The organism is Mesorhizobium qingshengii (assembly GCF_900103325.1).
Classification (GTDB): domain Bacteria; phylum Pseudomonadota; class Alphaproteobacteria; order Rhizobiales; family Rhizobiaceae; genus Mesorhizobium; species Mesorhizobium qingshengii.
In genome coordinates, this window is record NZ_FMXM01000005.1 from 352,270 (window position 1) to 374,550 (window position 22,281).

The 22,281-nt window shown below is 63.9% G+C and carries 21 protein-coding genes and 1 pseudogene; 17 read left to right on the forward strand and 5 right to left on the reverse strand.

Translation table 11 applies throughout. The annotated features are described in order from the left end of the window. Both BLS48_RS10770 and BLS48_RS10775 read left to right on the forward strand, forming a co-directional pair. Entirely contained in the window at nt 1-1,377 is a 1,377-nt protein-coding gene (locus BLS48_RS10770; protein WP_091577610.1) for a M16 family metallopeptidase, read from the forward strand. Further along, entirely contained in the window at nt 1,374-2,240 is an 867-nt protein-coding gene (locus BLS48_RS10775) for a patatin-like phospholipase family protein (RefSeq protein WP_091577432.1), read from the forward strand. Before BLS48_RS10770 ends, BLS48_RS10775 begins: the two co-directional genes overlap by 4 nt. Nucleotides 2,241-2,370: 130 nt before the next feature. On the opposite strand, the gene efp is transcribed toward BLS48_RS10775, so the two are convergent. After that, on the reverse strand, nt 2,371-2,940 hold the full coding sequence (gene efp, locus BLS48_RS10780) for an elongation factor P (RefSeq protein ID WP_091577433.1): 570 nt from the start codon (nt 2,938-2,940) through the stop codon (nt 2,371-2,373). A 112-nt stretch (nt 2,941-3,052) separates the two neighbouring features. Here efp and epmA point away from each other — a divergent pair, with 112 nt between their 5' ends. The 7 genes from epmA to lpxK all read left to right on the forward strand — a co-directional run bounded on the left by epmA (nt 3,053) and on the right by lpxK (nt 9,836). Continuing rightward, entirely contained in the window at nt 3,053-4,099 is a 1,047-nt protein-coding gene (gene epmA / locus BLS48_RS10785) for an EF-P lysine aminoacylase EpmA (RefSeq protein WP_091577435.1), read from the forward strand. 144 nt (nt 4,100-4,243) lie between these two features. Beyond that, nucleotides 4,244-5,587 (forward strand): TldD/PmbA family protein, encoded by a 1,344-nt coding sequence (locus BLS48_RS10790; protein ID WP_091577611.1) that lies wholly within the window; start codon nt 4,244-4,246, stop codon nt 5,585-5,587. Further along, nucleotides 5,574-6,377, forward strand: a complete 804-nt coding sequence (locus tag BLS48_RS10795; protein ID WP_091577436.1) for a 3'(2'),5'-bisphosphate nucleotidase CysQ — start codon at nt 5,574-5,576, stop codon at nt 6,375-6,377. The genes BLS48_RS10790 and BLS48_RS10795 overlap by 14 nt, the downstream gene beginning before the upstream one ends. A 76-nt stretch (nt 6,378-6,453) precedes the next feature. Next, nucleotides 6,454-6,699 (forward strand): DUF4170 domain-containing protein, encoded by a 246-nt coding sequence (locus tag BLS48_RS10800; protein WP_091577438.1) that lies wholly within the window; start codon nt 6,454-6,456, stop codon nt 6,697-6,699. Between the two features lie 5 nt (nt 6,700-6,704). Further along, the gene (locus BLS48_RS10805) at nt 6,705-7,496 is read left to right on the forward strand and encodes a lysophospholipid acyltransferase family protein (protein WP_091577440.1); all 792 of its coding nucleotides are present in this window, start codon (nt 6,705-6,707) and stop codon (nt 7,494-7,496) included. Further along, on the forward strand, nt 7,493-8,809 hold the full coding sequence (gene waaA / locus BLS48_RS10810; protein ID WP_091577441.1) for a lipid IV(A) 3-deoxy-D-manno-octulosonic acid transferase: 1,317 nt from the start codon (nt 7,493-7,495) through the stop codon (nt 8,807-8,809). Before BLS48_RS10805 ends, waaA begins: the two co-directional genes overlap by 4 nt. 1 nt (nt 8,810) lies before the next feature. Continuing rightward, nucleotides 8,811-9,836 carry a tetraacyldisaccharide 4'-kinase gene (gene lpxK, locus BLS48_RS10815; RefSeq protein WP_091577443.1) on the forward strand — a complete coding sequence of 342 codons (1,026 nt, stop codon included), beginning with the start codon at nt 8,811-8,813 and terminating at the stop codon, nt 9,834-9,836. A 51-nt stretch (nt 9,837-9,887) separates the two neighbouring features. Here the strand turns inward: lpxK and BLS48_RS10820 are convergent, their stop codons facing one another. Next, the gene (locus BLS48_RS10820) at nt 9,888-10,121 is read right to left on the reverse strand and encodes a DUF2093 domain-containing protein (protein ID WP_091577444.1); all 234 of its coding nucleotides are present in this window, start codon (nt 10,119-10,121) and stop codon (nt 9,888-9,890) included. Nucleotides 10,122-10,418: 297 nt separating this feature from the next. Here BLS48_RS10820 and BLS48_RS10825 point away from each other — a divergent pair, with 297 nt between their 5' ends. Next, nucleotides 10,419-10,826, forward strand: coding sequence for a hypothetical protein (locus BLS48_RS10825; protein WP_244529553.1), 408 nt, complete (start codon nt 10,419-10,421; stop codon nt 10,824-10,826). Here BLS48_RS10825 and BLS48_RS10830 read toward each other — a convergent pair. Further along, the gene (locus tag BLS48_RS10830; protein WP_091577447.1) at nt 10,823-11,749 is read right to left on the reverse strand and encodes a LysR family transcriptional regulator; all 927 of its coding nucleotides are present in this window, start codon (nt 11,747-11,749) and stop codon (nt 10,823-10,825) included. The two genes, BLS48_RS10825 and BLS48_RS10830, sit on opposite strands and share 4 nt — an antisense overlap. A 90-nt stretch (nt 11,750-11,839) precedes the next feature. Here BLS48_RS10830 and BLS48_RS10835 point away from each other — a divergent pair, with 90 nt between their 5' ends. After that, a complete protein-coding gene (locus BLS48_RS10835; protein ID WP_091577449.1) occupies nt 11,840-12,733 on the forward strand; it encodes a DMT family transporter in 894 nt (297 codons plus the stop codon). A gap of 117 nt (nt 12,734-12,850) precedes the next feature. Further along, nucleotides 12,851-13,612, forward strand: coding sequence for a hypothetical protein (locus BLS48_RS10840; protein ID WP_091577450.1), 762 nt, complete (start codon nt 12,851-12,853; stop codon nt 13,610-13,612). A gap of 39 nt (nt 13,613-13,651) precedes the next feature. Here BLS48_RS10840 and mutL read toward each other — a convergent pair whose 3' ends face one another. Then, nucleotides 13,652-15,526 carry a DNA mismatch repair endonuclease MutL gene (gene mutL / locus BLS48_RS10845; protein WP_091577613.1) on the reverse strand — a complete coding sequence of 625 codons (1,875 nt, stop codon included), beginning with the start codon at nt 15,524-15,526 and terminating at the stop codon, nt 13,652-13,654. Nucleotides 15,527-15,660: 134 nt separating this feature from the next. After that, nucleotides 15,661-16,563, reverse strand: a complete 903-nt coding sequence (locus BLS48_RS10850) for a LysR substrate-binding domain-containing protein (RefSeq protein ID WP_091577452.1) — start codon at nt 16,561-16,563, stop codon at nt 15,661-15,663. Nucleotides 16,564-16,655: 92 nt separating this feature from the next. Here BLS48_RS10850 and BLS48_RS10855 point away from each other — a divergent pair, with 92 nt between their 5' ends. The 5 genes and pseudogenes from BLS48_RS10855 to BLS48_RS10875 all read left to right on the forward strand — a co-directional run bounded on the left by BLS48_RS10855 (nt 16,656) and on the right by BLS48_RS10875 (nt 22,279). Further along, nucleotides 16,656-18,206 carry a trimethylamine methyltransferase family protein gene (locus BLS48_RS10855; RefSeq protein WP_091577454.1) on the forward strand — a complete coding sequence of 517 codons (1,551 nt, stop codon included), beginning with the start codon at nt 16,656-16,658 and terminating at the stop codon, nt 18,204-18,206. Nucleotides 18,207-18,248: 42 nt separating this feature from the next. Beyond that, a pseudogene (locus BLS48_RS10860) lies at nt 18,249-19,898 on the forward strand (ABC transporter substrate-binding protein). A gap of 96 nt (nt 19,899-19,994) precedes the next feature. Beyond that, nucleotides 19,995-20,474 carry a DUF3828 domain-containing protein gene (locus BLS48_RS10865; RefSeq protein WP_091577455.1) on the forward strand — a complete coding sequence of 160 codons (480 nt, stop codon included), beginning with the start codon at nt 19,995-19,997 and terminating at the stop codon, nt 20,472-20,474. 4 nt (nt 20,475-20,478) lie between these two features. Then, nucleotides 20,479-21,087, forward strand: coding sequence for a hypothetical protein (locus BLS48_RS10870; protein WP_091577457.1), 609 nt, complete (start codon nt 20,479-20,481; stop codon nt 21,085-21,087). A gap of 7 nt (nt 21,088-21,094) precedes the next feature. After that, on the forward strand, nt 21,095-22,279 hold the full coding sequence (locus BLS48_RS10875) for a mandelate racemase/muconate lactonizing enzyme family protein (RefSeq protein ID WP_091577458.1): 1,185 nt from the start codon (nt 21,095-21,097) through the stop codon (nt 22,277-22,279). Nucleotides 22,280-22,281 lie beyond the last annotated feature (2 nt).

Genomic DNA, 22,281 nt, shown 5'->3' on the forward strand with positions numbered 1-22,281 from the left:
ATGATGAACCAGCACCGCCGCGGCTTTCCTTCTCCCGCAAGGGGGGAAGGAAAAGCGCGCGCCACGCTCGCAACCCTCTTCCTCTCCATCATCTTCCTGATCCTGCCGGCGCTAGCCGCCCGGGCCATGGACATCCAGCAAGTCACCTCGCCAAAAGGCGTCACCGCCTGGCTGGTGGAGGACTATTCGGTGCCGATCGTCGCCATCCGCTTCGTCTTCGGTGGCGGCTCGACGCAGGACCCGCCAGGCAAGGAAGGGCTGGCCAATCTGATGACCGGCCTGTTCGACGAAGGTGCCGGCCCCCTCGACAGCGAAGCCTTCCAGATAAAGCTCGACGATGCCGGCGCCGAGATGAGCTTCGAAGAGAGCCGCGACGGCATCTACGGCTCGATGCGCATGCTGGCCGAGCAGCGTGACGAAGCGTTCGATCTGTTGCGGCTGGCGGTCAACGAGCCACGCTTCGACCAGGCGCCGATCGACCGCATCCGCGCCCAGATCCTGTCCGGCATCATCGCCGGCGAGAACGACCCCGATACGGTGGCGCAGAACAAATGGGCGCGGGTACTCTACGGCGACCATCCCTATTCGCGGTCCGACCAGGGCACCAGGCAGAGCATCGCCGCCATCACGCCGGATGATTTGAAAGCCTTGCACAAGGCGGTTTTTGCGCGTGGGGGCCTGCATGTCGCCGTGGTTGGCGCGATCGACCCGGAAACCTTGAAGAAGAAGCTGGACATGGTGTTCGGCGACCTGCCGCAAAGCCAGGCGCTCGCCCCCGTGGCCGATATCGACCCGAAGCTGGCGCAGCATGTCGAGGTCGATTACAATTTGCCGCAGACGTCGTTGCAGCTCGCCTATCCCGGCGTGAAGCGCAAGGCGGCGGATTTCTTTCCCGCCGTGCTGATGAACGAGATCCTTGGCGGCGGCACCTTCACTTCGCGCCTGTTCCAGGAGGTGCGTGAAAAGCGCGGGCTGGCCTACAGCGTCAACTCCTCGCTGGTCAACCAGGACCACGCCAGCGCGCTGATCGTCAGCACCGGGACCCGATCGGACCGCGCGGCCGAGACGCTGGGGATCGTTCGCGACGTGGTCAGGCAACTGGCCGAGGAAGGCCCGACCGAGGCCGAATTGGCGGCGACCAAGAAATACATGATCGGCGCCTACGCCATCAACAATCTGGACTCCTCGAGCGCCATTGCCGCGACGCTGGTCGAATTGCAGCTCGACGACCTCGGCATCGACTACATGCAGCGCCGCGCCGCCTTCATCAACGCGGTGACGCTCGATCAGGTCAAGGCGGCGGCGAAGAAGCTGCTGTCCGCCGAACCGACCATCATGATCGTCGGGCCGAAGCTTGCCGAGGCCGGCAAGGGATGAGCCCGACTTTCGGCATCGCCTTCGGCGGCGGCGGCGCGCGCGGGCTGGCGCATATCCATGTCATCGAGGCGCTCGACGAACTGGGCATCAGGCCCGTGGCAATAGCCGGATCGTCGATCGGCGCCATCATGGGCGCCGGCATGGCCTCTGGCATGACCGGCAGGGATATCCACGACTATGCCCGTTCGATCCTCGGCCGCCGCGCCGAAGTGGCGAGCCGCATGTGGCGGGCGCGGCCAGGCACGATCGCGGAAGCCATGCAGAGCGGCATTCGCGTCAGCCAGTTCAATGTCGAGCGCATCCTGAAGGCCTTTCTGCCCGAGGCCATTCCCGAAACCTTCGCCGAGCTCAATATCCCGCTGAAAGTGACGGCGACGGACTATTTCGGCCACAAGCTGGCCGTCTTCGACGAAGGCGAACTGCATTCGGCGCTGGCCGCTTCAGCGGCCATTCCCGCCGTGTTCCGCCCGGTGACACGCGATGGAAGGCTGCTGATCGACGGCGGCATCTACAACCCCGTGCCCTTCGACCTCATCGAGAACGACGCCGACATCGTCATCGCCGTCGACGTCGTCGGCGCGCCTGTGGAAGTCGATCGCAAGCAGCCGACCTCCGTCGACCTGATGTTCGGCGCCACGCAGCTGATGATGCAGTCAATCATCGCCAACAAGCTGAAGCAGGGCCGGCCCGACATACTGGTCCGCCCGACGGTGTCGAAGTACCGCGTGCTCGATTTCCTGAAGATCGACGCCCTGATGAACGAGACGGTGGCGATCAAGGACGAGCTGAAGCGGGAAATCGAAGCCGCAGTTGAACTGCGATCCGCCAAACGCAAGGGGAAACAGAGAGAGGGAGCAGGCTAAGTCGCAATCACCTAAGCGTGATTTCCATCATGCCTGCTCGGGGGAACTACAGCAGGGATTGGCAGGATTGCGGGCATTTCAGTGCCGCCTCGACGAAAAATCGGGCCTAGGCGACAATTCACAGAGCCCCTCAGTCCTTCGCGCGCTCCACATAAGCCCCATCCGCCGTCATCACCACCACGCGGGTGCCGGGGGCGATGTGCGGCGGCACCAGCGTGCGCACGCCGTTGGAAAGCACGGCCGGCTTGTAGGACGACGAGGCCGTCTGTCCCTTGGTCGTCGGCTCGGTTTCCACCACCTCGAAGGTGGCGCGCTGCGGCAGCACCAGGGAAATCGCGATGCCGTTGTGCTGCGAGATCTGCACCGCCATGCCTTCCGAGAGGTAGGGTGCCATGTCGCCGACCACGCTTTCCGACACCGCCACCTGGTCGTAGGTCTCCGGGTTCATGAAATGATAGCCTTCGCCATCGCTGTAGAGGAAGGTGTGCTCGCGCTCCTCCACATAGGCGCGCTCCACCTGCTCGGTGGTGCGGTAGCGCTCCGAAACCTTCACTCCGTCGGCGATGCGGCGCATGTCGAGCTGCGTCACCGGCGTGCCCTTGCCCGGGTGGATGTTTTCGGCAAAGAGGATCACATAAAGCTTGCCGTCCTTGTCGACGACATTGCCTTTGCGGAGCGAACTGGCGATGACTTTCACCACGGCTTACAATCCTGAAATGGTTGATTGGTACAAATCGGCTTCAGCAGCCGTCCGCTGCGAACTAGCGCATCTTGGCCGCAACCGCCAGCCCCATTCCATATGATCTGAGCCCATGACCGATGCCTCGCCCTGGTGGACGCCACACGTCCACGCCGACCGCCGCCCGCGTCTGATGCTGCGCAACGCCATCGCCGCCAGCTTGCGCGACTGGTTCGCCCGCCACGACTTCGTCGAGGTGGAAACGGCGGCCCTGCAGGTCTCGCCCGGCAACGAGGCGCATCTGGCGGCTTTCGCCACCGAAGCGGTCGGGCCGGACGGCATACGGTCGCCGCTTTATCTCCACACATCGCCGGAATTCGCCTGCAAGAAGCTGCTCGCCGCCGGCGAACAGCGCATTTTCAGCCTTGGTCCGGTCTACCGCAACCGCGAGCGCGGCCCCTTGCACCATCCCGAATTCACCATGCTCGAATGGTACCGGGTGGGCGAGACCTATGAAAGCCTGATGCAGGATTGCGCCGCCCTTCTGGCGCTGGCCGCGACAAGGGCAGGGACGACGCGCTTTTCCTTCCGTGGCCGCGACTGCGATCCGTTTGCGGAGCCGGAGCGGCTGACGGTGGCGGATGCCTTCACCCGCCATGCCGACATGGACCTGCTGGCCACGGTCGCCGCCGACGGCGCCACCGATCGCGACGCGCTATACGCCGCCTTGACCCGAGCCGGGCTGCGCACCGCGCCCGATGACAGCTGGGCTGACCTGTTCAGCCGGGTGATGGTGGAGAAGGTCGAGCCGGTCCTCGGGCAGGGACGGGCGACCATCCTGTGCGAATATCCGGTGGCCGAGGCGGCGTTGGCGCGGCCAAGCCCGCGCGATCCCCGCGTCGCCGAGCGCTTTGAACTTTATTGTTGCGGTGTCGAACTAGCCAACGGCTTTGGCGAACTGACCGACGCCGGGGAGCAGCGCCGGCGCTTTGTCATCGAGATGGACGAGAAAGAGCGCATCTATGGCGAGCGCTACCCGCTGGACGAGGATTTTCTGGCGGCCCTCGCCATCATGCCGCAGGCCAGCGGTGTCGCGCTCGGCTTCGACCGGCTGGTCATGCTGGCAACCGGCGCGCAAAGGATAGAGGACGTGATCTGGACGCCGGTGGCGGAGTCATAAAACCACCTGCCCGCCGGGAGCCAGCGCGGATACACGCCGGCGATCACTCCACTGATTCCGGCCTTCGCCATTGCACAAGCCGAACCGGAACAATAGATGGGTGGCAGCGGCCGAAGCTGGCCGCACACCAGCAGGATCGCGCGCATGACCGATACATCAGACGCAGCAAAATTGACCGACCGTGTCGCGGCTTTGGTCGAGGCTGCCAAAAAGGCTGGCGCCGATGCCGCCGACGCGGTGGCCGTGCGCGGCCGCTCGACCGGCGTGACAGTGCGTCTTGGAAAGGTCGAGGGGACGGAATCGTCCGAGAGCGAGGACGTTGCACTGCGCGTCTTCGTCGGCGGCAGGGTGGCGAGTGTCTCGGCAACGGCCGCGTCTGACCCAAAGACGCTGGCCGAACGCGCGGTCGCCATGGCGAGGGTCTCGCCCGAGGATCCCTATCAAGGCCTTGCCGATCCGGCATTGCTGGCGAAACAGACACGCGATCTCGACCTCTTCGATGCCACCGAAGTGTCCGCCGACCAGTTGAAGGAAGCCGCACTTGCGGCGGAAGCTGCAGCCCTTGCCGTCAAGGGTGTGACCAATTCGGCTGGTGCCAGTGCCGGTGCCGGTCTGGGCGGTCTGGTGTTGGCCACGTCGCACGGCTTCCTTGGCCATTACGTCGGCTCGCGTTTCTCGCGCTCGGCCAGCGTCATTGCCGGCGAGGGCACCGGCATGGAACGTGATTATGAATTCTCCTCGCGCCAGCATTTTGCCGATCTCGACGCGCCGGAGGATATCGGCCGCAAGGCCGGCGAACGCGCCGTGCGCCGCATCGGCGCGCGCAAGGCGGCGACCGGGCCGATCGACGTGGTGTTGGATCCGCGCGTCGCGCGCGGCATCGCCGGCCACCTCGCCGGCGCCATCAACGGCGCCTCCGTCGCGCGCAAGACATCGTTTCTGCGCGACATGATGGGCAAGCAGGTGGCCGCGTCTGCGATCACCGTCACCGACGAGCCGCTCAGGCGGCGTGGTCAGGCCTCGCGTCCCTTCGACGGCGAGGGCGTCGAGGGCGAGAAGCTGTTCATGGTCGAAAAGGGCGTGCTCAACCACTGGTTCCTGTCGACTTCGGCCGCGCGGGAACTGGGGCTCATCACCAACGGGCGTGGCGCGCGCAGCGGCTCCTCCGTCTCGCCGTCCTCCACCAATCTCGCCATCGAACCAGGCGAGCGGTCACCGGAAGATCTGATCAAGTCGCTCAAGACCGGGTTCTATGTCACCGAAGTGTTCGGCCAGGGCGTCGACATGGTCACCGGCGAATACAGCCGTGGCGCCTCGGGCTTCTGGATCGAGAATGGTGAGCTGGCCTATCCGGTGGCCGAGGTTACGATCGCCTCGAACCTGAAGACCATGTTCCTCAACATGGTGCCGGCGAGCGACCTCGACCGCAATTTCGGTACCGCGGCCCCCACGCTTCTGATCGAAGGCATGACCCTTGCCGGAGCATGACCTGACCACGGCCGGTGCCGTCGAGGATCTGCCGTTGCTGCGCGAAGCCGCCCGCGAGGCGGGTCTCATCGCCATGCGCTACTTCGGCAACAACCCGCAAGTCTGGTTGAAGGGCGGCACATCGCCGGTCAGCGAAGCCGATCATGCCGCCGACGCCTATCTGCGCGAGACGCTGCTTTCGGCGCGGCCGGACTATGGCTGGCTATCGGAAGAGACCGCAGACGATCCGGCGCGGCTTTCGGCGCGCCGCACCTTCGTCGTCGACCCGATCGACGGCACGCGCGGTTTCCTGGAAGGCCAGCGCACCTGGTGCGTCAGCGTTGCCGTCGTCGAGCAGGGCCGTACGCTTGCCGGCGTGCTGGAATGCCCCGCAACCGAAGAAACCTATTGGGCGCTGCCTGGTGAAGGCGCCTTCCGCAACGGCCAAAGCATTTCGGTACGCAAGCCAGCGGACATGGCCGAGATTTCTGGCCCCAAGCCGCTGATCGACCTGCTGCCGGCCGAGTTGCTGGCCCGCTTGAAGCGGGCTCCCTACAGTCCTTCCCTGGCCTATCGGCTGGCCATGATCGCCAATGGCGCGCTTGACGCGACTTTCGTCAAGCCGAATGCGCATGACTGGGATATCGCCGCCGCCGATCTCATCCTGCGTGAGGCCGGTGGCCGGTTGCTCGACCGGCATGGCCGCGCGCCGCTCTATGCCGGCGAGGTGATCCGCCACGGTGCGCTCGCCGCCGGCAGCGGTGAATTGCTGGCCGTGCTCGCCGGCGTCATCGCCGGGTTGGATGCGTGAAAGCGTTTTCGACGGTTCCAAAGTCGGCGGCTTTGGTCTAGACCTGTCACAAACTCACAATATGTGAAGGACCGACATGGCCGCGGAAGACGGAAAGAAACAGCTTTTGCATCTGGTGTTCGGCGGCGAACTGAAGAAGCTTGGCGGCACCGAGTTCCGCGATCTCGAGGCGCTCGACATCGTCGGCGTCTATCCGGACTATCAAACCGCGCACACGGCGTGGAAGGCCAAGGCGCAAGCCAGCGTGGACAATGCCCACATGCGTTATTTCGTCGTGCATCTGCACCGTCTGCTCGACCCCGACAGCAAGGCTGCCGGTTGACTTCGATGGAGCATGACCTGGCGAAAGGGCCAGCCAGCGAGGCCGCGCCCACGGGCAGGGGCGGCAGCCGCACGACCAAGGCCTTCTGGCGCAAGATTCGCGAACCGCTTGCACAGTCGCGATTCGTCAAGAACGCCATCGCCAGCCTGCTCGCCCAGTTCGTGCGGCTGGTTCGCATGACCAGCCCCCTGGTCGCCGGCTCGGCACGCTTTTCGGGTGGCGCCTATGCCGAGTTCGAGCCCGGCATCATCGCCCTGTGGCATGGCCAGCATCTGCTGACGCCGGCCTATTATCCCAAGCGCAAGCCGTTGGTCGCCATGGTCTCGCGCAGCGCCGATGCGGAGCTCAACGCGCTGATGTTGGAGAAATTCGGCATCGAGGCGGTGCGCGGTTCCGGCGGGCGTGACAATGCCAGGCATCTCGACAAGGGCGGGGCCAAGGCCCTCATCGCCCTGAAAAAGTCGCTCACCGCCGGCAAGAACGTCGCCATGATCGCAGACATTCCGCACGGCACCCCGCGCGACGCCGGGCTTGGCATCGTCCTCCTGGCGCGTCTCTCCGGCCGGCCGCTGCTGCCGGTCGCCATCGCCACCAGCCGCCGCAAGGTGCTGGAAAAGAGCTGGGACAGGACCACCATCAACCTGCCATTCGGCCGTTCCGCCGTGACCATTGGCGCTCCGATCTTCGTGGCGGCGGACGCCGACGATGCCGAAATGGAGCGCAAGCGCCAGGAAGTCACAACCGCGCTCAATGCCGCGACCGCCGAGGCCTACCGTCTCGTGGACGGTCCGCGATGAGCGGTCGCTGGGCGCGAGCCATGCTGTCGGCATACCGTTTCGCCGGTGCGGCAGCCTATCCGCTGGTCGGCCCTTATGTCGCCTGGCGCACCTCGCGCGGCAAGGAAGACCGCAACCGCCGCCGCGAGCGCTATGGCGTCGCTGGCCGCCCTCGCCCCGAGGGGCCGGTGATCTGGATCCACGCCGCGAGCGTCGGCGAGACCATAGCCGTCGTGCCGCTGGTCGAAAGCATTCTCGACTACGGCGTCAACATCGTGCTGACGACCGGCACGGTCACCTCGGCAAAGGTCGCCGATGAGCGGCTCGGCGATCGCATCATCCACCAGTATGTGCCGCTCGACCTCAAGCCGGCGGTCAGCCGGTTCCTGGATCACTGGCAGCCCGATCTGGCGATCATCGCCGAATCCGAGATCTGGCCGATGACCATCCTCGAGCTTGGCGCGCGCCGCGTGCCACAGGTGCTGGTCAATGGCAGGCTGTCCGACCGCTCGTTCACGTCGTGGAAGAAGCGTGCCAACATCGCCGAGGCGCTGTTTGAGAACCTCGCCCACGTCGTCGCCCAGTCGGACGTCGACGGCGAGCGCTTCCGTTCGCTCGGCGCGCGCCCGGTCACCGTCTCGGGTAATCTCAAGGTCGATACCGCGCCGCCGCCCGTCGACGATCGGGCGCTGGCGACACTGAGGCGGCAGATCGGCGCCCGCCCGACCTGGGCCGCGATTTCGACGCATGACGGCGAGGAAGTGGTCGCAGCCGAGGTCCACGCGACGCTGCACAAGCGCCACCATGGTCTTCTGACGATCGTCGTTCCGCGCCATCCCGATCGCGCCGAGGCGCTTGCCGCGCAGATTTCCGGCATGGGCCTGAAGGTCGCGCGGCGCAGCAAGGGCGACAGGATCGTGGCCGACACCGACATATTGCTTGGCGATACGATTGGCGAGATGGGTCTCTATCTCAGGTTGACCGAAATCGCCTTTGTCGGCCGCTCGCTGACGTCGGAGGGTGGCCAGAACCCGCTGGAGCCGGCGATGCTCGACACGGCTGTTCTCGCCGGGCGCAATGTGCAGAATTTTCGTGAGGCCTATCAGCGCCTTATCGACAGCGGCGGCGCCAAGTTGGTGCGCGATCGCGACATGCTGGCCGGTGCCGTGAATTTCCTCCTGACCAATGAAGTGGCGCGCCACGAGATGATGGCGGCGGGAGTTGCGACCGTCGACGAGATGCGCGGCGCGCTGGCGCGCACGCTGAAATCGCTTGAGCCCTATATCCAGCCGCTGGTCGTCAAGTCGCGCCTGAAGGGCGCGAACGGGCGCTAACGTGGCTTCCGAAGCACCACCATTCTGGTGGGAAAAGCCGGACTGGCGCGTCCTGGCGCTGTCGCCCCTGTCGGCCGTCTACGCGCTAGCCGCCGGCCGCGGCATGCGGCGAGCCCGGCGCGAGAAGATCGAGGCGCCGGTTCTGTGCATCGGCAATTTCACGGTTGGCGGCACCGGCAAGACACCAGTGGCGATCGCGCTCGCCGAGCAGGCCAAGCGCATGCATCTGAAACCCGGCTTCCTGTCGCGCGGCCATGGCGGCTCTTTCGCCGAGCCGCATGTCGTCGATGCCCATCATGACAGCGCCAGGCATGTCGGCGACGAGCCGCTGCTCCTGGCCGAACACGCGCCGGTGGCGGTGACGCCGCACCGTGCCGCCGGCGCCCGGCTGCTGCTGGAACAGCACGGCTGCGATTTCCTGATCATGGATGACGGTTTCCAGAGCGCGCGCATTCACATCGACTATGCACTGGTCGTCGTCGACGCGCGCTACGGGATCGGCAACGGTCGCGTCATTCCGGGCGGTCCGCTCAGGGCCAAGATCGTCGACCAACTGGTCTTCACCAGCGGGCTGTTGAAGATGGGCGAGGGCACCGCCGCCGACGCTGTCGTCCGCCAGGCGGCGCGCGCCGGCCGGCCGATCTTCGAGGCTCATACAGAGCCGAGCAGCAAAAAGCGACTTTCCGGCAAGCGGTTCCTCGCCTTCGCCGGCATCGGCCATCCCGAGAAATTCTTCGACACGGTGCGAGAGGCCGGCGGCGAGTTGGTGCTGACACGGCCGTTTCCGGACCATCATTTCTATGGCGAGGACGAGCTTGCCGAGCTGGCGGCGACGGCGCATGCGGAAGGGCTTGGCCTCATCACCACGGCCAAGGACGCCGCCCGGCTGCGCCATGGCGCGTCTCGGGACTTTCTCGACAAGCTCGACGTGCTGGAAATCGACACCGTGTTCGAGCTCGACAATGTGCCGGAACGCATCATCCACGAGACCTTGGATGCGTGGCGCCAGCGCAAGCTCAAAGGCTGACCGGGCTGTCGTCTTCAAGGGCGCATTTTGCAGCAAACGAGATGCGCCAGGTCAACGCCGGCTGCGCAACTCCGGATGCACCTCGATTTCGCGCCGCAACGAGGCGGCGGCGCTGACATAGGGCTCTTGCCTTGCGACGCTCCAGTATTTCAACTCGTCGAGCGGAATGCTTTCGCCGGTCACCGCGCAGCGCACGAATGCGCCGGGGCTGGTAACCTGGAAGTCGCCATCAAGATAGCGGATACGGGCTTCCTTGCCGCCAGGGCCTTCGAAACGGTTCATCATGCAGGGACGCTGAGGTTCATGAGGATTTCATCGCCATAAATTGCCGGCAAGGTCAAGCTTGGCGCAACGCAGAGCGGCTAATCATAGCCTGGAAACGGCTATAGTAGGGACAGAATGGACATTTCCTCTGCTCGTCTTGCCGCCTTGCTCAGGCAAGCGATGACGCCGCAGACTGTCCCGCAGGCAAAGGCCGATCCGGTCAGGACGGCGCTGGTCAAGGCGCTGGTCCAGCCGCCGGCTCCATCTCTGCTTGCGCAACAGACAGCGCCGGCGCTGTTGGCTTTGCCGGTGGTGCCGATGGCCGCCAAATCGCAGCAGATCGCTTCGGCTGGGATTGTCGAGGCCTATCTGGCGGCGGTCGGGTCGAATGAAAAGGTGACGCCGGCGCCGGTCGTCGCGAGAAAAGCGGTGCCCGGAGCCGAAGCACAGCGAGGTGCATTACCGACTTTGGCAACGGCCAATGATACCACTCCCGCCGGAACTGTGGCGCTATCGCTGCTGGCGTTTGTTGCGCCACAGGCCCCGATGTCGCGCAACGGAGACATCCCCGATGCGTCGGCGGGGCCGAGCAAGCCGACCAACCGGACCCACGCCGCGCCGCTGCCGAATCACGAGCGCCCGCTGCTGAAAATCGCCTTTGTTTCGGCAACGACCGGATTGCTGGCAGCGGGGGCCTTCGGTTTGGCGATAAGGATCCTCGGCTAGCTCTCAGCTTCGATGAACGTCTCGATTCTGTCTGGCGTCAGTCCGGCCTCGGCCGCGATGCGGCGGGCGAGATCGGCAGCGGCGGTACGTGGCCGTCCTATCGGCCGGTCGAGCCAGTAGGACACCGGATTGAGCGCGGTGCGCTCATCGACGGTGGTGATGCGGCCCGACTGTAGCTGATGCCCGGTCAGCGGCGGCCGCGCCAGCGCGATGCCGAGCCCATAGGCGGCGGCGTCGAGCACCAGATTGTAGTCCTCGAAGCGGCGGTCCTGTGGGCGCGGGCGGTAATCCATGCCTTGCGCGGCGAACCAGGCACGCCAGGCCGAAGCGTCGGAATCGTTGATCAGTGGAAATTTGAGCAGCCGGGCCGGATCGCCATGGCCGATCTCGCGCGCAAGCTCCGGCGAGGCTACGGGGAAGACATGTTCCTCGAAAAGCTGCACCGAGACGCGGCCCGGAATGCCGCCGCGTCCACAGCGGATCGACAGGTCGATGCCTTCGTCCGCAAGGTCGGCCTGGCGGATATCGACATCGAGCACGATGCGCAGCTTAGAGGGATTGTTCTCCAGCGCCGCCATGCGCGGCATCAGCCACAGGCCGCTCACCGAGGGGATCGATGTCAGCCGCACCACGGCGGTGCCGCGTGGCTCGACCCAACGGTCGGAATGGCTCGATATCAGCGCGAAGGCTTCGGCCGTGCGCAGATGCAGCCTGTTGCCCTCGATCGTCAGCGAGACGCCGCGCGCACCGCGATCGAACACTTTGAGCCCAAGCCAGTCCTCGAGCTTGGCGATCTGCCGGCTGATGGCGCCATGGGTGATGTTGAGCTTTTCGGCCGCCGCCGAAAAACTGCCAGTGCGTGCCGCCGCGTCGAAGGCACGCAAGGTTTCGAGCGGCAGCATCGTGTCCGAGCTGTGATCCATAGTCACAGGTGATCCTCGATTTGGTCGTTTGTCAAGCAGGTCGAAAAGGCGTTCTCTGCATTTTACAGGCAGGAACGCGAGGACAGTGAGATGAGCGTAATGACCAGCACGTTGAATCCGACACAACGGATGGACACCATGGCGGCCATCGCGGTGGCGTTGACGGTGGTTGGCTGGGCGTCTGCTTTTCCGGCGATCCGCGCCGGCCTGGCCGCCTTTGGACCGCTGGAGCTCGGCGCATTGCGATTTGCCATCGCCGCAGTGCCGGCGGCGATCTTCCTGGCCGTCAAGCGCCCGGCGCTGCCCAGGCGCGACGAGTTGTGGCGTCTCGTCTTTGGCGGGGCAATTTTCGTCGCGCTTTACACCGTCATGCTCAATTTCGGCGAACTGACTGTCTCGGCCGGTGCGGCCGGCTTCATCATCAACGTCAGTCCGATCTTCACCGCCATCATGGCGATGGCTCTGCTCGGTGAACGCTTCTCCGGGTGGGCCTGGGCTGGCACTGTGATATCCTTCGCCGGCATCGGCGTCATAGCCATGGCAGACGGGCACGGCCTGCATTTCAATGCCGGTGCACTGCTGGTGCTTGGCTCTGCGCTCTGCTCGGCCGTTAACACCATCGTCCAGAAGCCGCTGTTTGCCCGTCACCACCCGCTGACCGTCTCGGCCTCCAACATGGTGCTCGGAGCACTTTGTCTGTCGCCCTTTCTGCCAAGCGGTTTTGCGCAGGCAGCGGTCGCCAACACCGCCGGTCTCGGCGCCGTCATCTTTCTTGGCATCGTGCCCAGCCTGATCGCCTATGCCGCCTGGGCAACCGCGCTATCGCGTCTGCCGGCCGCACGTGCCTCCAACTTCCTCTATCTGGTTTCGCCGATGTCGGCCCTGATCGGCTTCTTCTGGCTGGGCGAAGTGCCGACGCTGCTCGGCATGGTTGGCGGCGCACTGGCGCTGGGTGGCGTCATCGTGGTGAATTTGAAGCGATAAAACAAAAGGCTGGAGCCGTTTCCGGACTCAAAATATCGGCCCGACCCGCTGTGATACAGACACGCGCCAGGCGCGCGGCTATGGTGAGCCGCTTTTGTAAAGCGCGGCGGGGTCGGGATGGCAAGACGGTTCATATTCGCTATTTTTTGCGTGCTGCTGCTAAGCGGGAACGCCTCCGCGGGTTGGTACCACGTGGAAAATTACGAAGGGACGATCGGCTCTCAACCCGTTCATGTGTCGCTTCAGACATATGACAGTTTCGGCAGCGGCATAACGGTCGAGGGAAGTTACTTCTACGACGCCAAGCAAAGCCCCATAGCGGTGTACGGCAAGCTCAACGGCACCGCGCTCGTACTCTGCGAGATCTCGGGCAAGAAGGAATTCGACCGGATATTGGTGATGGGATCAAAGACTCCCGTCGACACCACCGGATGCCCGTTTTCCCTCGACATGGCTGAAGGCGGCGCCACTGGCACTTGGAGCAAAGGGACAGACACATATCCCGTCACGCTCAAGAAGGTCGCGAGCCTAGACGATACGGGCGACACAAAAATCGACGGGGCCATAGAAATTCCCTTCTGGGCCGAAACAGCAGCCGACAGGTTTGCCGGTGTTTACACGAACACCGACTCAGGCACTTGCATGGCGAAAATGCAGGTCATCAAAAAGAGCAGCGGGAAGGTCGTTCAGGCGATCACCTTCAAGGACGATGACTGCAATGCCGGCATGCTGATGACGCCCATCTACATGAACGTCCAGAAATGGGTCGAGGGAGGTAGGGACATCATTTCGGTGAATTTTCGCGGCGGCGGCGGCGCTGGCGACTCGGAGGACTACGTCTTCAATCGCGCCACTGGGAAATATCGACTGAAGAAATGACGCCGGGTTTCCGGCCTTGCTTGCCGTCGGACAGAATGCTCACCGCCGTCCGAACAGCCGCTCGATATCGGCGAGCTTGAGCTCGATATAAGTAGGGCGGCCATGGTTGCAGGTGCCGGAACCGGGCGTCGCTTCCATCTGGCGCAGCAGCGCGTTCATCTCCTCGGCCTTGAGCAGCCGGCCGGAGCGGACCGAACCGTGGCAGGCCATGGTGGCGGCGATCTTGTCGAGCCGTTCCTTCAGCGTGTCGACCGTGTCGTTGTCGGCGATCTCGTCGGCGAGGTCGCGCACCAATTGCTGCACATTGGTCTCGCCGAGCATGGATGGCGTCTCGCGCACCGCGACGGCGCCTGGGCCGAAGCGCTCGATGCCGAGGCCGAAGCGGGCCAGTGTTTCCGAATGCACTGCTAGCCGCTCGGCATCCTCTTCCGGCAGGTCGATGATCTCAGGCAGGAGCAGCATCTGCGAGGGGACCGGCCGCGAATGCAGCGCGTTCTTCAGCGCTTCGTAAACCAGCCGCTCATGCGCCGCATGCTGGTCGACGATGATGAGTGAATCCCTGGTCTGGGCAACGATGTAATTCTCATGCACCTGGGCACGGGCCGCTCCGAGCACCGCGCCAAGCAATGTCTCGGCCGCTTCGCTCTGTCCGGCGCGCGCATCGGCGCTGGCAAGCGGGCCGGCATCGAACGCCGCCTGATCGTTTTCACGCAATCCGCGATGCTCGAAACCAGCACCCTCGAAACCCATGTCGAGCGGCCTTTGCGGCGATCGGGCAGCATCGAAACCGGCCGAGCCGGAGGCATGGTAGGCTGCTTCATAGCTGCGATGGCCGTTTGCCGGGCCACCGTGGCTGTAGGATGCCGCACCGGGCCGGAATGCCGACATCATGCCGGCAGCACCTGTGGTGGCGGCGCGGATGCCGGCATCGGCCAGCGCCTGGCGGATCGAACCGACGATCAGCCCGCGCACCAGTCCGGGATCGCGAAAACGCACATCGGCCTTGGCCGGATGGACATTGACGTCGACGATGGCCGGATCGAGCGTCAGGAACAGCACCGTCACCGCATGGCGGTCGCGCGGCAGCACGTCGGCGAAGGCGCCGCGAATGGCGCCGGCGATCAGCTTGTCGCGCACCGGCCGGCCATTGACATAGGCATATTGCTGCAGCGCGTTGGCGCGGGTGAAGGACGGGATCGAGACATGCCCTGTCAGATGCACGCCTTCGCGCATCGCGTCGATGGCAATCGAATTGCTCGGAAAATCGGCGCCCATCACTTGGGCGACGCGGCGCAAACTGCCTTCTGGACTGCCGTCGGTCGCCGGCAATTCCAGTGTCGAGCGATCCGAACCTGCCAGCGTGAACCGCACGGCGGGGAATGCGATGGCGATGCGCTTGACCACGTCGCTGGTAGCCGAGCTTTCGGCGCGCTCGCCCTTCATGAATTTGAGCCGGGCGGGCGTGGCGAAGAACAGGTCGCGCACCTCGACCGTGGTGCCGCGATTGGCCGCCGCCGGCCTGACGGCCGAAACGCGACCACCCTCGATGCCGATCTCGGCGGCACTGTCGCCCGAAGCAGTGCGCGAACGGATCGACAGCCGCGACACCGAGCCGATCGACGGCAGCGCTTCGCCGCGGAAGCCGAGCGAGCGGATGTCGTGAATGTTCTCGGTGAGCTTGGACGTGCAGTGACGGGCAATCGCCAGCGCCAACTCCTGTTCGGCGATGCCGGAGCCGTCGTCGGTGACGCGGATCAGGTTCAGTCCGCCGCCGGCGGTGACGATCTCCACCCGGCTTGCGCCGGCGTCGAGTGCGTTCTCGACCAGTTCCTTGACCACGCTTGCCGGACGCTCGATCACTTCGCCGGCGGCGATCTGGTTGATCATCGTTTCGGAAAGCTGGCGAATGGGCATGGCGCCACTATAGGCGGATTCGTGGCTGGTGCGGAAGCTTCGATGCAGGCGGGCCACGGGAGATGACTGCAGGACAGAGAGGAGCGGGAAGGATCGCCGCGATCCCAATTTCTGAGCGGCTATCTTGAACCACCTCAGGCCTGTGCGACCAGCCAGTCCCGCACCTTGCGGGCATTGTCGCTGAGTTCACGGTTCTTCGGCCATACGACGTAAAAGGCCTTGCCGGTCGTCATTGTGTGACTGGTGACCCGCACCAGCAGCCCCGATGCCAGCAGCCGCTCGGCAAGATGCCGCCAGCCGAGCGCTATGCCTTGCCCTTCCATGACCGCCTGGATCACCAGGCCATAGTCGTTGATGCGCAGGCCTCGCGCGACATCGCTGAGGGTGCCGCCGGCCGATTCGAACCATTCGTCCCAACTGGCCGCTTCGCGGTACGGCTCTTCCAGATGGATGAGACGGTGCGTGGCCAGATGTTCGACGGTTTCCGGCATGCCAAACTTCGCCAGATAGCTTGCACCGGCGACCGGGAAGATTTCCTCGTCGGCCAGCGGCAATGAATGATAGTCCGCCCAGTCTCGGGGCTCTCCGCCGCGCACGGCGAGCGGGATACCTTCCGCGATGATGTCGAGGTCGCGATCGGCGGTCTGGATGCGCAAGTCGATACCCGGCAGTTCGTCGCGGAACTGCTGCAGGCGCGGCATCATCCAGAAGGAGCCGAAGGCGGTCGAGGCAGCAAGCGTCACGTGGCCGCCGGTCGCCTGCAGGCGCAGGTCCTCCGCCGACTTGCGGATATGCGAAAGGCCGAGCGAGACGTCGGCATGGAAGCGCTCGCCGGCCTCGGTCAGGATGACCTGGCGGTGGCGACGCTGGAAAAGCTTGGCTCCGAGCTGTTCTTCCAATCCGCGCACGGCATAGGAAACGGCGGCCTGCGTCATGCCGAGCTCCCGCCCGGCGGCGGTGAAACTCGACAGCCGCCCAGCGGCCTCGAAGACGATCAGGCTGCCAGCCGAGGGTAAGAGGTGGCGCAGGCTTCGCATAAGCTCAGCTTATACAAGAGATCAGGATTTTCCAGCGTCACAGCTGCATTTTGTCTCGCTAAATTGACGGGCTCTGGGAGGATGGAGTTTCCATGAACGCACCGGCCGTTGAAGTGACCGAACCTGCCAACCGTCGAGCGGGTGGCCGCGTGGGGCGCAAGGTGCTGCGGGGAATTCCCATGGCGTCTTTCCCGACCCTGGTCCGTAAAATTCCGGTGTATGAGATGGTCCCGGATGAGGCGGTGGAACTGATCCACCAGGAATCGCTTTCGATCCTCGAAGAGGTTGGATGCGAGTTCCGCGACGACGAGGCCATTGCACTGTGGAAGGCGGCGGGAGCCGATGTCTCGGACACAAGAGTCCGGATCGACCGTGCCCTCCTGATGGAGCTGGTATCGAAGGTCCCGTCGGAGTTTACGCTCAATGCGAGGAATCCCCAGCGTTCGGTGCGCGTGGGCGGAAACAACTCGATCTTCGTGCCGATGTACGGCGCGCCTTACGTGCGCGATCTCGACAACAACAGGCGCTATGGCACGCTCGCCGACCTGCAGAACTTCCACAAGCTTTCCTACATGGCGCCGGCGCTGCACTCCTCAAGCTCGGTCATCTGCGAGCCGATGGAAATCGCGGTGCCAAAGCGTCACCTCCACATCATCCATTCAGCGTTGAAGCACTCGGACAAGCCGTTCATGGGCATCGTGACGTCCAAGGAACGAGCCGAAGACACGATGGCCATGGCAGGCATCGTGTTCGGCGAGGACTATGTCCGCGACAATCCGGTGCTGGTGTCGATCACCAACTGCAATTCGCCGCTGGTGTGGGATGCCACCATGCTGGATGCGATGAAGGTCTATGCGCGCCACAACCAGCCGCTCATCCTCGCGCCCTTCGCGCTGTGCGGCGCCTCGACTTCGGCCTCCGCCGTGGGTGCGGTCGCGCAGGTCAATGCCGAAGCGCTGGCGGGCGTCGCGTTTACACAGCTGCTGCGTCCGGGTTCGCCGCAGCTCTACGGACAGTTCATGGTTACGGTGGACATGAAGACCGGCGCTCCCATGGGCGGCACCCCGGAGGCGGCCCAGATGATGTATCTGATGGGGGCACTGGCGCGGAAATACAGGTTGCCGTGGCGCACCTCGGGATTCCATGTCGGGTCGAAGTTGAACGACGCCCAGGCGGGCTACGAGTCGAACATGCTGATGCATGCCGCCATCCTGTCCGGCGCCAACTATATCTGGCACTCCGCCGGGTGGCTCGAGGCCGGCCTGACCTGCGGCTATTCGAAATTCGCGACCGACTGCGAACAGCTTGTTGGCTGGTACAAATATGCGGGCGGGCTGCCATTCGACGATTTCAAGGAGGCCATGGCGGCGATCCGCGAGGTGGGGCCTCAGGGCCATTTCCTCGGCACCCAGCACACGCTCGAACATTTCGAGTCGGCCTTCTTCATGCCCAGCATCATGGACTTCAACTCGTTCGAACAGTGGAAGGCTGAGGGCGCAAAGGACCACGACACGCGCGGCCGCGAGAAAGCGCGCAACATGCTCGCGGATTATGAGGAACCGAAGCTCGATGAGGGCATCGCCGATGGTCTGAGGGATTTCATCGCGTCGCGCGAGGAGAGGCTGCCGGACAGCGTCAGTTGATGCGTCGCACGGACAGCTGACGGGAACAAAAGGGAGGAAAAGATGTCATTCTTCAGAAGCAACCGTGATCGCGTGCCGAGTTCCATCGAGGCCATGGCGGCAGAAACGCGCGCGGGCCGGATGGATCGCCGGGAGTTTCTGGCGCTGGCCAGCGCCTTCGGCGCATCCACGGCTCTGGCCTACGGCATGATCGGTCTTGCCGCGCCGGATCGGGCCTTGGCCGAAGAGCCGAAGAAGGGCGGAACGCTGCGCGTGTCGATGTCGGTGAAGGGGCAAAAGGATCCGCGCACCTACGACTGGGTGGAGATGGCAAACATCACCCGCAGCTGGCTCGAACCGCTTGTCCGTTATACCAGACAATTCACATTCGAGCCGGTTCTGCTTGAGAGCTGGGTCGTCAATGACGACGCCACCGAATACGTGCTGCATGTGCGCAAGGGCGTCACCTGGAACAACGGCGACGCCTTCAATGCCGATGACGTGGTCTACAATCTGACGCGCTGGTGCGAAAAGGCTGCCGCCGGCAATTCCATGGCCGCGCGCGTTGGTGCGCTGATCGACGCAAAGACGGGCACGGCCAGGGACGGTGCCATCACCAAGGTCGATGACAATACGGTCAAGCTGAAGCTGAACGAACCGGATATCTCGCTGATCCCGAACTTCACCGACTATCCGGCGCTCGTCGTCCACCGCAAATTCGATGCTGACGGTGCAGATCCTATCAAAAAGCCGATTGGTACCGGACCATTCGAACTGGTGTCCTATGCAGTCGGCCAGAAAGCAGTCGTCAAGCGCCGCGAGAATGGCAAGTGGTGGGGCGGTGAGGCGCCGCTCGACAGTGTCGAGTTCATCGACTACGGGACCGACTTCAATGCCTCGATCAATGCATTCGATTCCGGCGAAATCGACGTCAATTTTGAAACCCCCGCCGACTTCATCGACATCCTCGACAAGATGGGCTTGGTAAAATCGGAGGTCGCGACAGCGACGACGCTCGTTGCCCGCACCAACATCACGCACAAGCCTTATGATGACCAGCGCGTCCGCAACGCGCTCCAGATGGCCGTCGACAACAATGCCGTGCTCGAACTCGGCTATGCCGGGCGGGGGACCGCTGGCGAAAACCACCACGTCAGCCCGATCCATCCGGAGTACTACCCCCTGCCCAAGAAGACACGCGATGCGGCTGGCGCCAAGAAGTTGATGGCCGATGCCGGACAGGCCGACTTCGAGCATGAACTGATCACCGTCGAGGACGATTGGCAAAAGAACACCGGCGACGCGATTGCCGGCCAGTAGCGTGATGCCGGGATCAAGGTGAAGCGCACCGTGCTGCCGGGCTCGACCTTCTGGAACGACTGGACGAAATATCCCTATTCCATGACGATCTGGTACATGCGCCCGCTTGGCGTCCAGGTCTTGGCGCTGGGCTATCGTACTGGCGAGGCGTGGAACGAAACGGCCTATTCGAATCCGGATTTCGACGCCAAGCTCAAGCAGGCGCTTTCGCTGATCGACGTCGCCAAGCGCAAGGAGGTGATGAAGGACGTCGAGCAGATCCTGCAGGATTCTGGCGTCATCATCCAACCGTTCTGGCAGAAGCTCTACAGCCACATGAACAAGAAGGTGAAGAACTACGGTGTCCACCAGACCTTCGAGATGGATCTCCAGAACGTCTGGCTGGAGGGTTGAAACAGGGCGCTGCAGGACTTCATGAGCCGCAAAAAAGCCGATATGCAGGACGCGTGGTATTGATAGCCTCAAGCCATCAAAAGCCGGAGATTCTGCATGAGACTGACAGCGCTCTCTGCCGCCCTTTCGATAGCCTTGCCCGCGGCCGCCTTCGCCGGACCGGCGTCCGACGCCGTGAAGTTCTTCTATGTGCCGGCCGTCAAGTTCGAGGCCGACGAACAATACCGGGATCGGTTCACCGAGCCGGTGACGAAACTGTTCGACCTGAACGACCAGGCAACGAAAAAGCACCCGGACGAGGTCGCCTGCATCGATTTCGATCCGGGTCTCGACGCACAGGATTTCGATCAGAAATCTGTATCGAAAACCCTGAAATTGTCCGAGAAGCGAGATGGTGACAACGCCGAGGTTACAGCGTCCTTCAGCCTTTTCTCGGAAGGCGATGACTCCAAACGTGAGATGGTCTGGTCGCTCAAGAAGATCGACGGCAAGTGGAAGATATCGGACATCGCCTCGAAGACCAGCGCCTGGAAGCTCAGCGCGCTGGAATGCATGGCCGGCCAGACACCGGAGTGATGCGATGGTTCGTCGCCCGCTCCTGGCACTATCGGCCATGTGCCTGCTGGCGGCGGGTTTGAGCGCCGCCGCAGCCCAGGGGCTGTTTGGCGCGCCGCCTGCAAACGCCCCCGCCCACACCGCGCCGGTCGACAGCGGAGCGCCGCCCGCAAATGCACCCGGCGGTGCGGCCGAACCGGCAACGCCGCCGGTTGCATGGCCGCCCAGCGAGCCGCCCGCGCCTATCGAGCCGGGATCTCCGACGGCGGTGGTGCGGCCATTTTACGATCAGGTCGGCCTGGAGATCGATCCGGCGCAGCGCAATCATTTCGTAGATCCGGCGAAAACCGTTCTCGACAAGAGCGATGCCTTGCGCAAATCCGGGCAGGGCGAGTGCCTCGATCCCAACATGGCGCTGGACAATGCGGACTACGACAAGGCCGAGATCGACAAGAGCCTGAAGACGCTCGAGGCGATCAATGGCGACCAGGCCAAGGTCATCGTCGCCTTCGTCGTCGCCGGCAACCCGCACCGCCTTGAGTGGAAGTTCAAGAAGGTCGACGGCGATTGGAAGATATCGGACCTGCTGTCGGTGACCGGCGAATGGGCGCTCAGCCAATATCAGTGCGAATAGGCAGCGAATGAAAATCACCAATATTCGCGTCACCCACGTCAACGTGCCTCTCGACGCGCCGTTCTGGTGGACGGCTGGTCTGTATGGTGGCGCTTCGAAATCGATCATCGAGGTTGAGACCGATCAGGGCGTGGTCGGGCTGGGCGAGGCGCCATGGTGGCATTTCGGCGAGGTGATAAAGGCCGAAATCGCGCCGGCGCTGATCGGCGCCGATCCGCTCGACATAGCCGACTGCGAGGCACGCTGCGTGCCGCCTTGGCAGATCACCGCCAACACAGGGGAAAACGCTGCCTCCGTCGCTTTCGGCTCCGTGGAACTGGCCCTGTGGGACATCAGGGGCAAGGTCTTCGGCATGCCGCTCCACAAGCTGCTTGGCGGCGCGGTGCGCAAGGATATTCCGTTTTCGGAATATTTCGCCTTTCGCCCCGAGCAGGATGGGGCAGGCGGCGAGATGACTCCGGAAGCGATCGTCGACTATTGCCTGAGGATGCGCGAGGAGCACGGCTCGACCATTTTCGAGGGCAAGCTGATCATGGGCGATCCGCAGTTGGAGATCAGGACGGTGCGCATGCTGCGCGAGGCGCTCGGCGAAAAGGCGCAGATCAAGCTCGATTCCAACATGCAATGGTCGCTGACCACGGCGCGCTGGGTGCTGCGCGAGATCGAGCCGTTCAACATTCGCAATTATGAGGATCCGGTCGCCACCTTCGAGGAGATGGCGGCGCTGCGCCAGCACTCGCGCATCCCGTTCTCAACCCACATTCCGGACCTCAGGCGCGCTGTCGCGCTCGGCGCCCCGGACTACTTCGTCTGCAATTTCGCGGCGCTCGGCGGCTTGTCGAGAACGCTGAAATTCGTCGCCGCCTGCGAGGCGATGGGCAAGGGGTTCTGGTGTTATTCGAACGATCTCGGCATCATGACTTCGGCCTACCTGCATGTCGTGGCGGCGACGCCCTGGATCACCGAAGCATCGCAATCGCTGTTTGCCTGGCAGGTCGGCGACGTCATCAAGGATGGTCCGTTCCGGCAGACCGACAATATGGTGCGCGTGCCGGAAGGCCATGGACTGGGCGTCGAACTCGATCCGGCTGCGATGAAACGCTGGGCCGGTCACTTCGCCGAGCACGGGCCGATGGGGCATTTCAGCGATCCCAACAATCCTGGCCGCTACCGCCGGCTGCCGCTCAACTGATG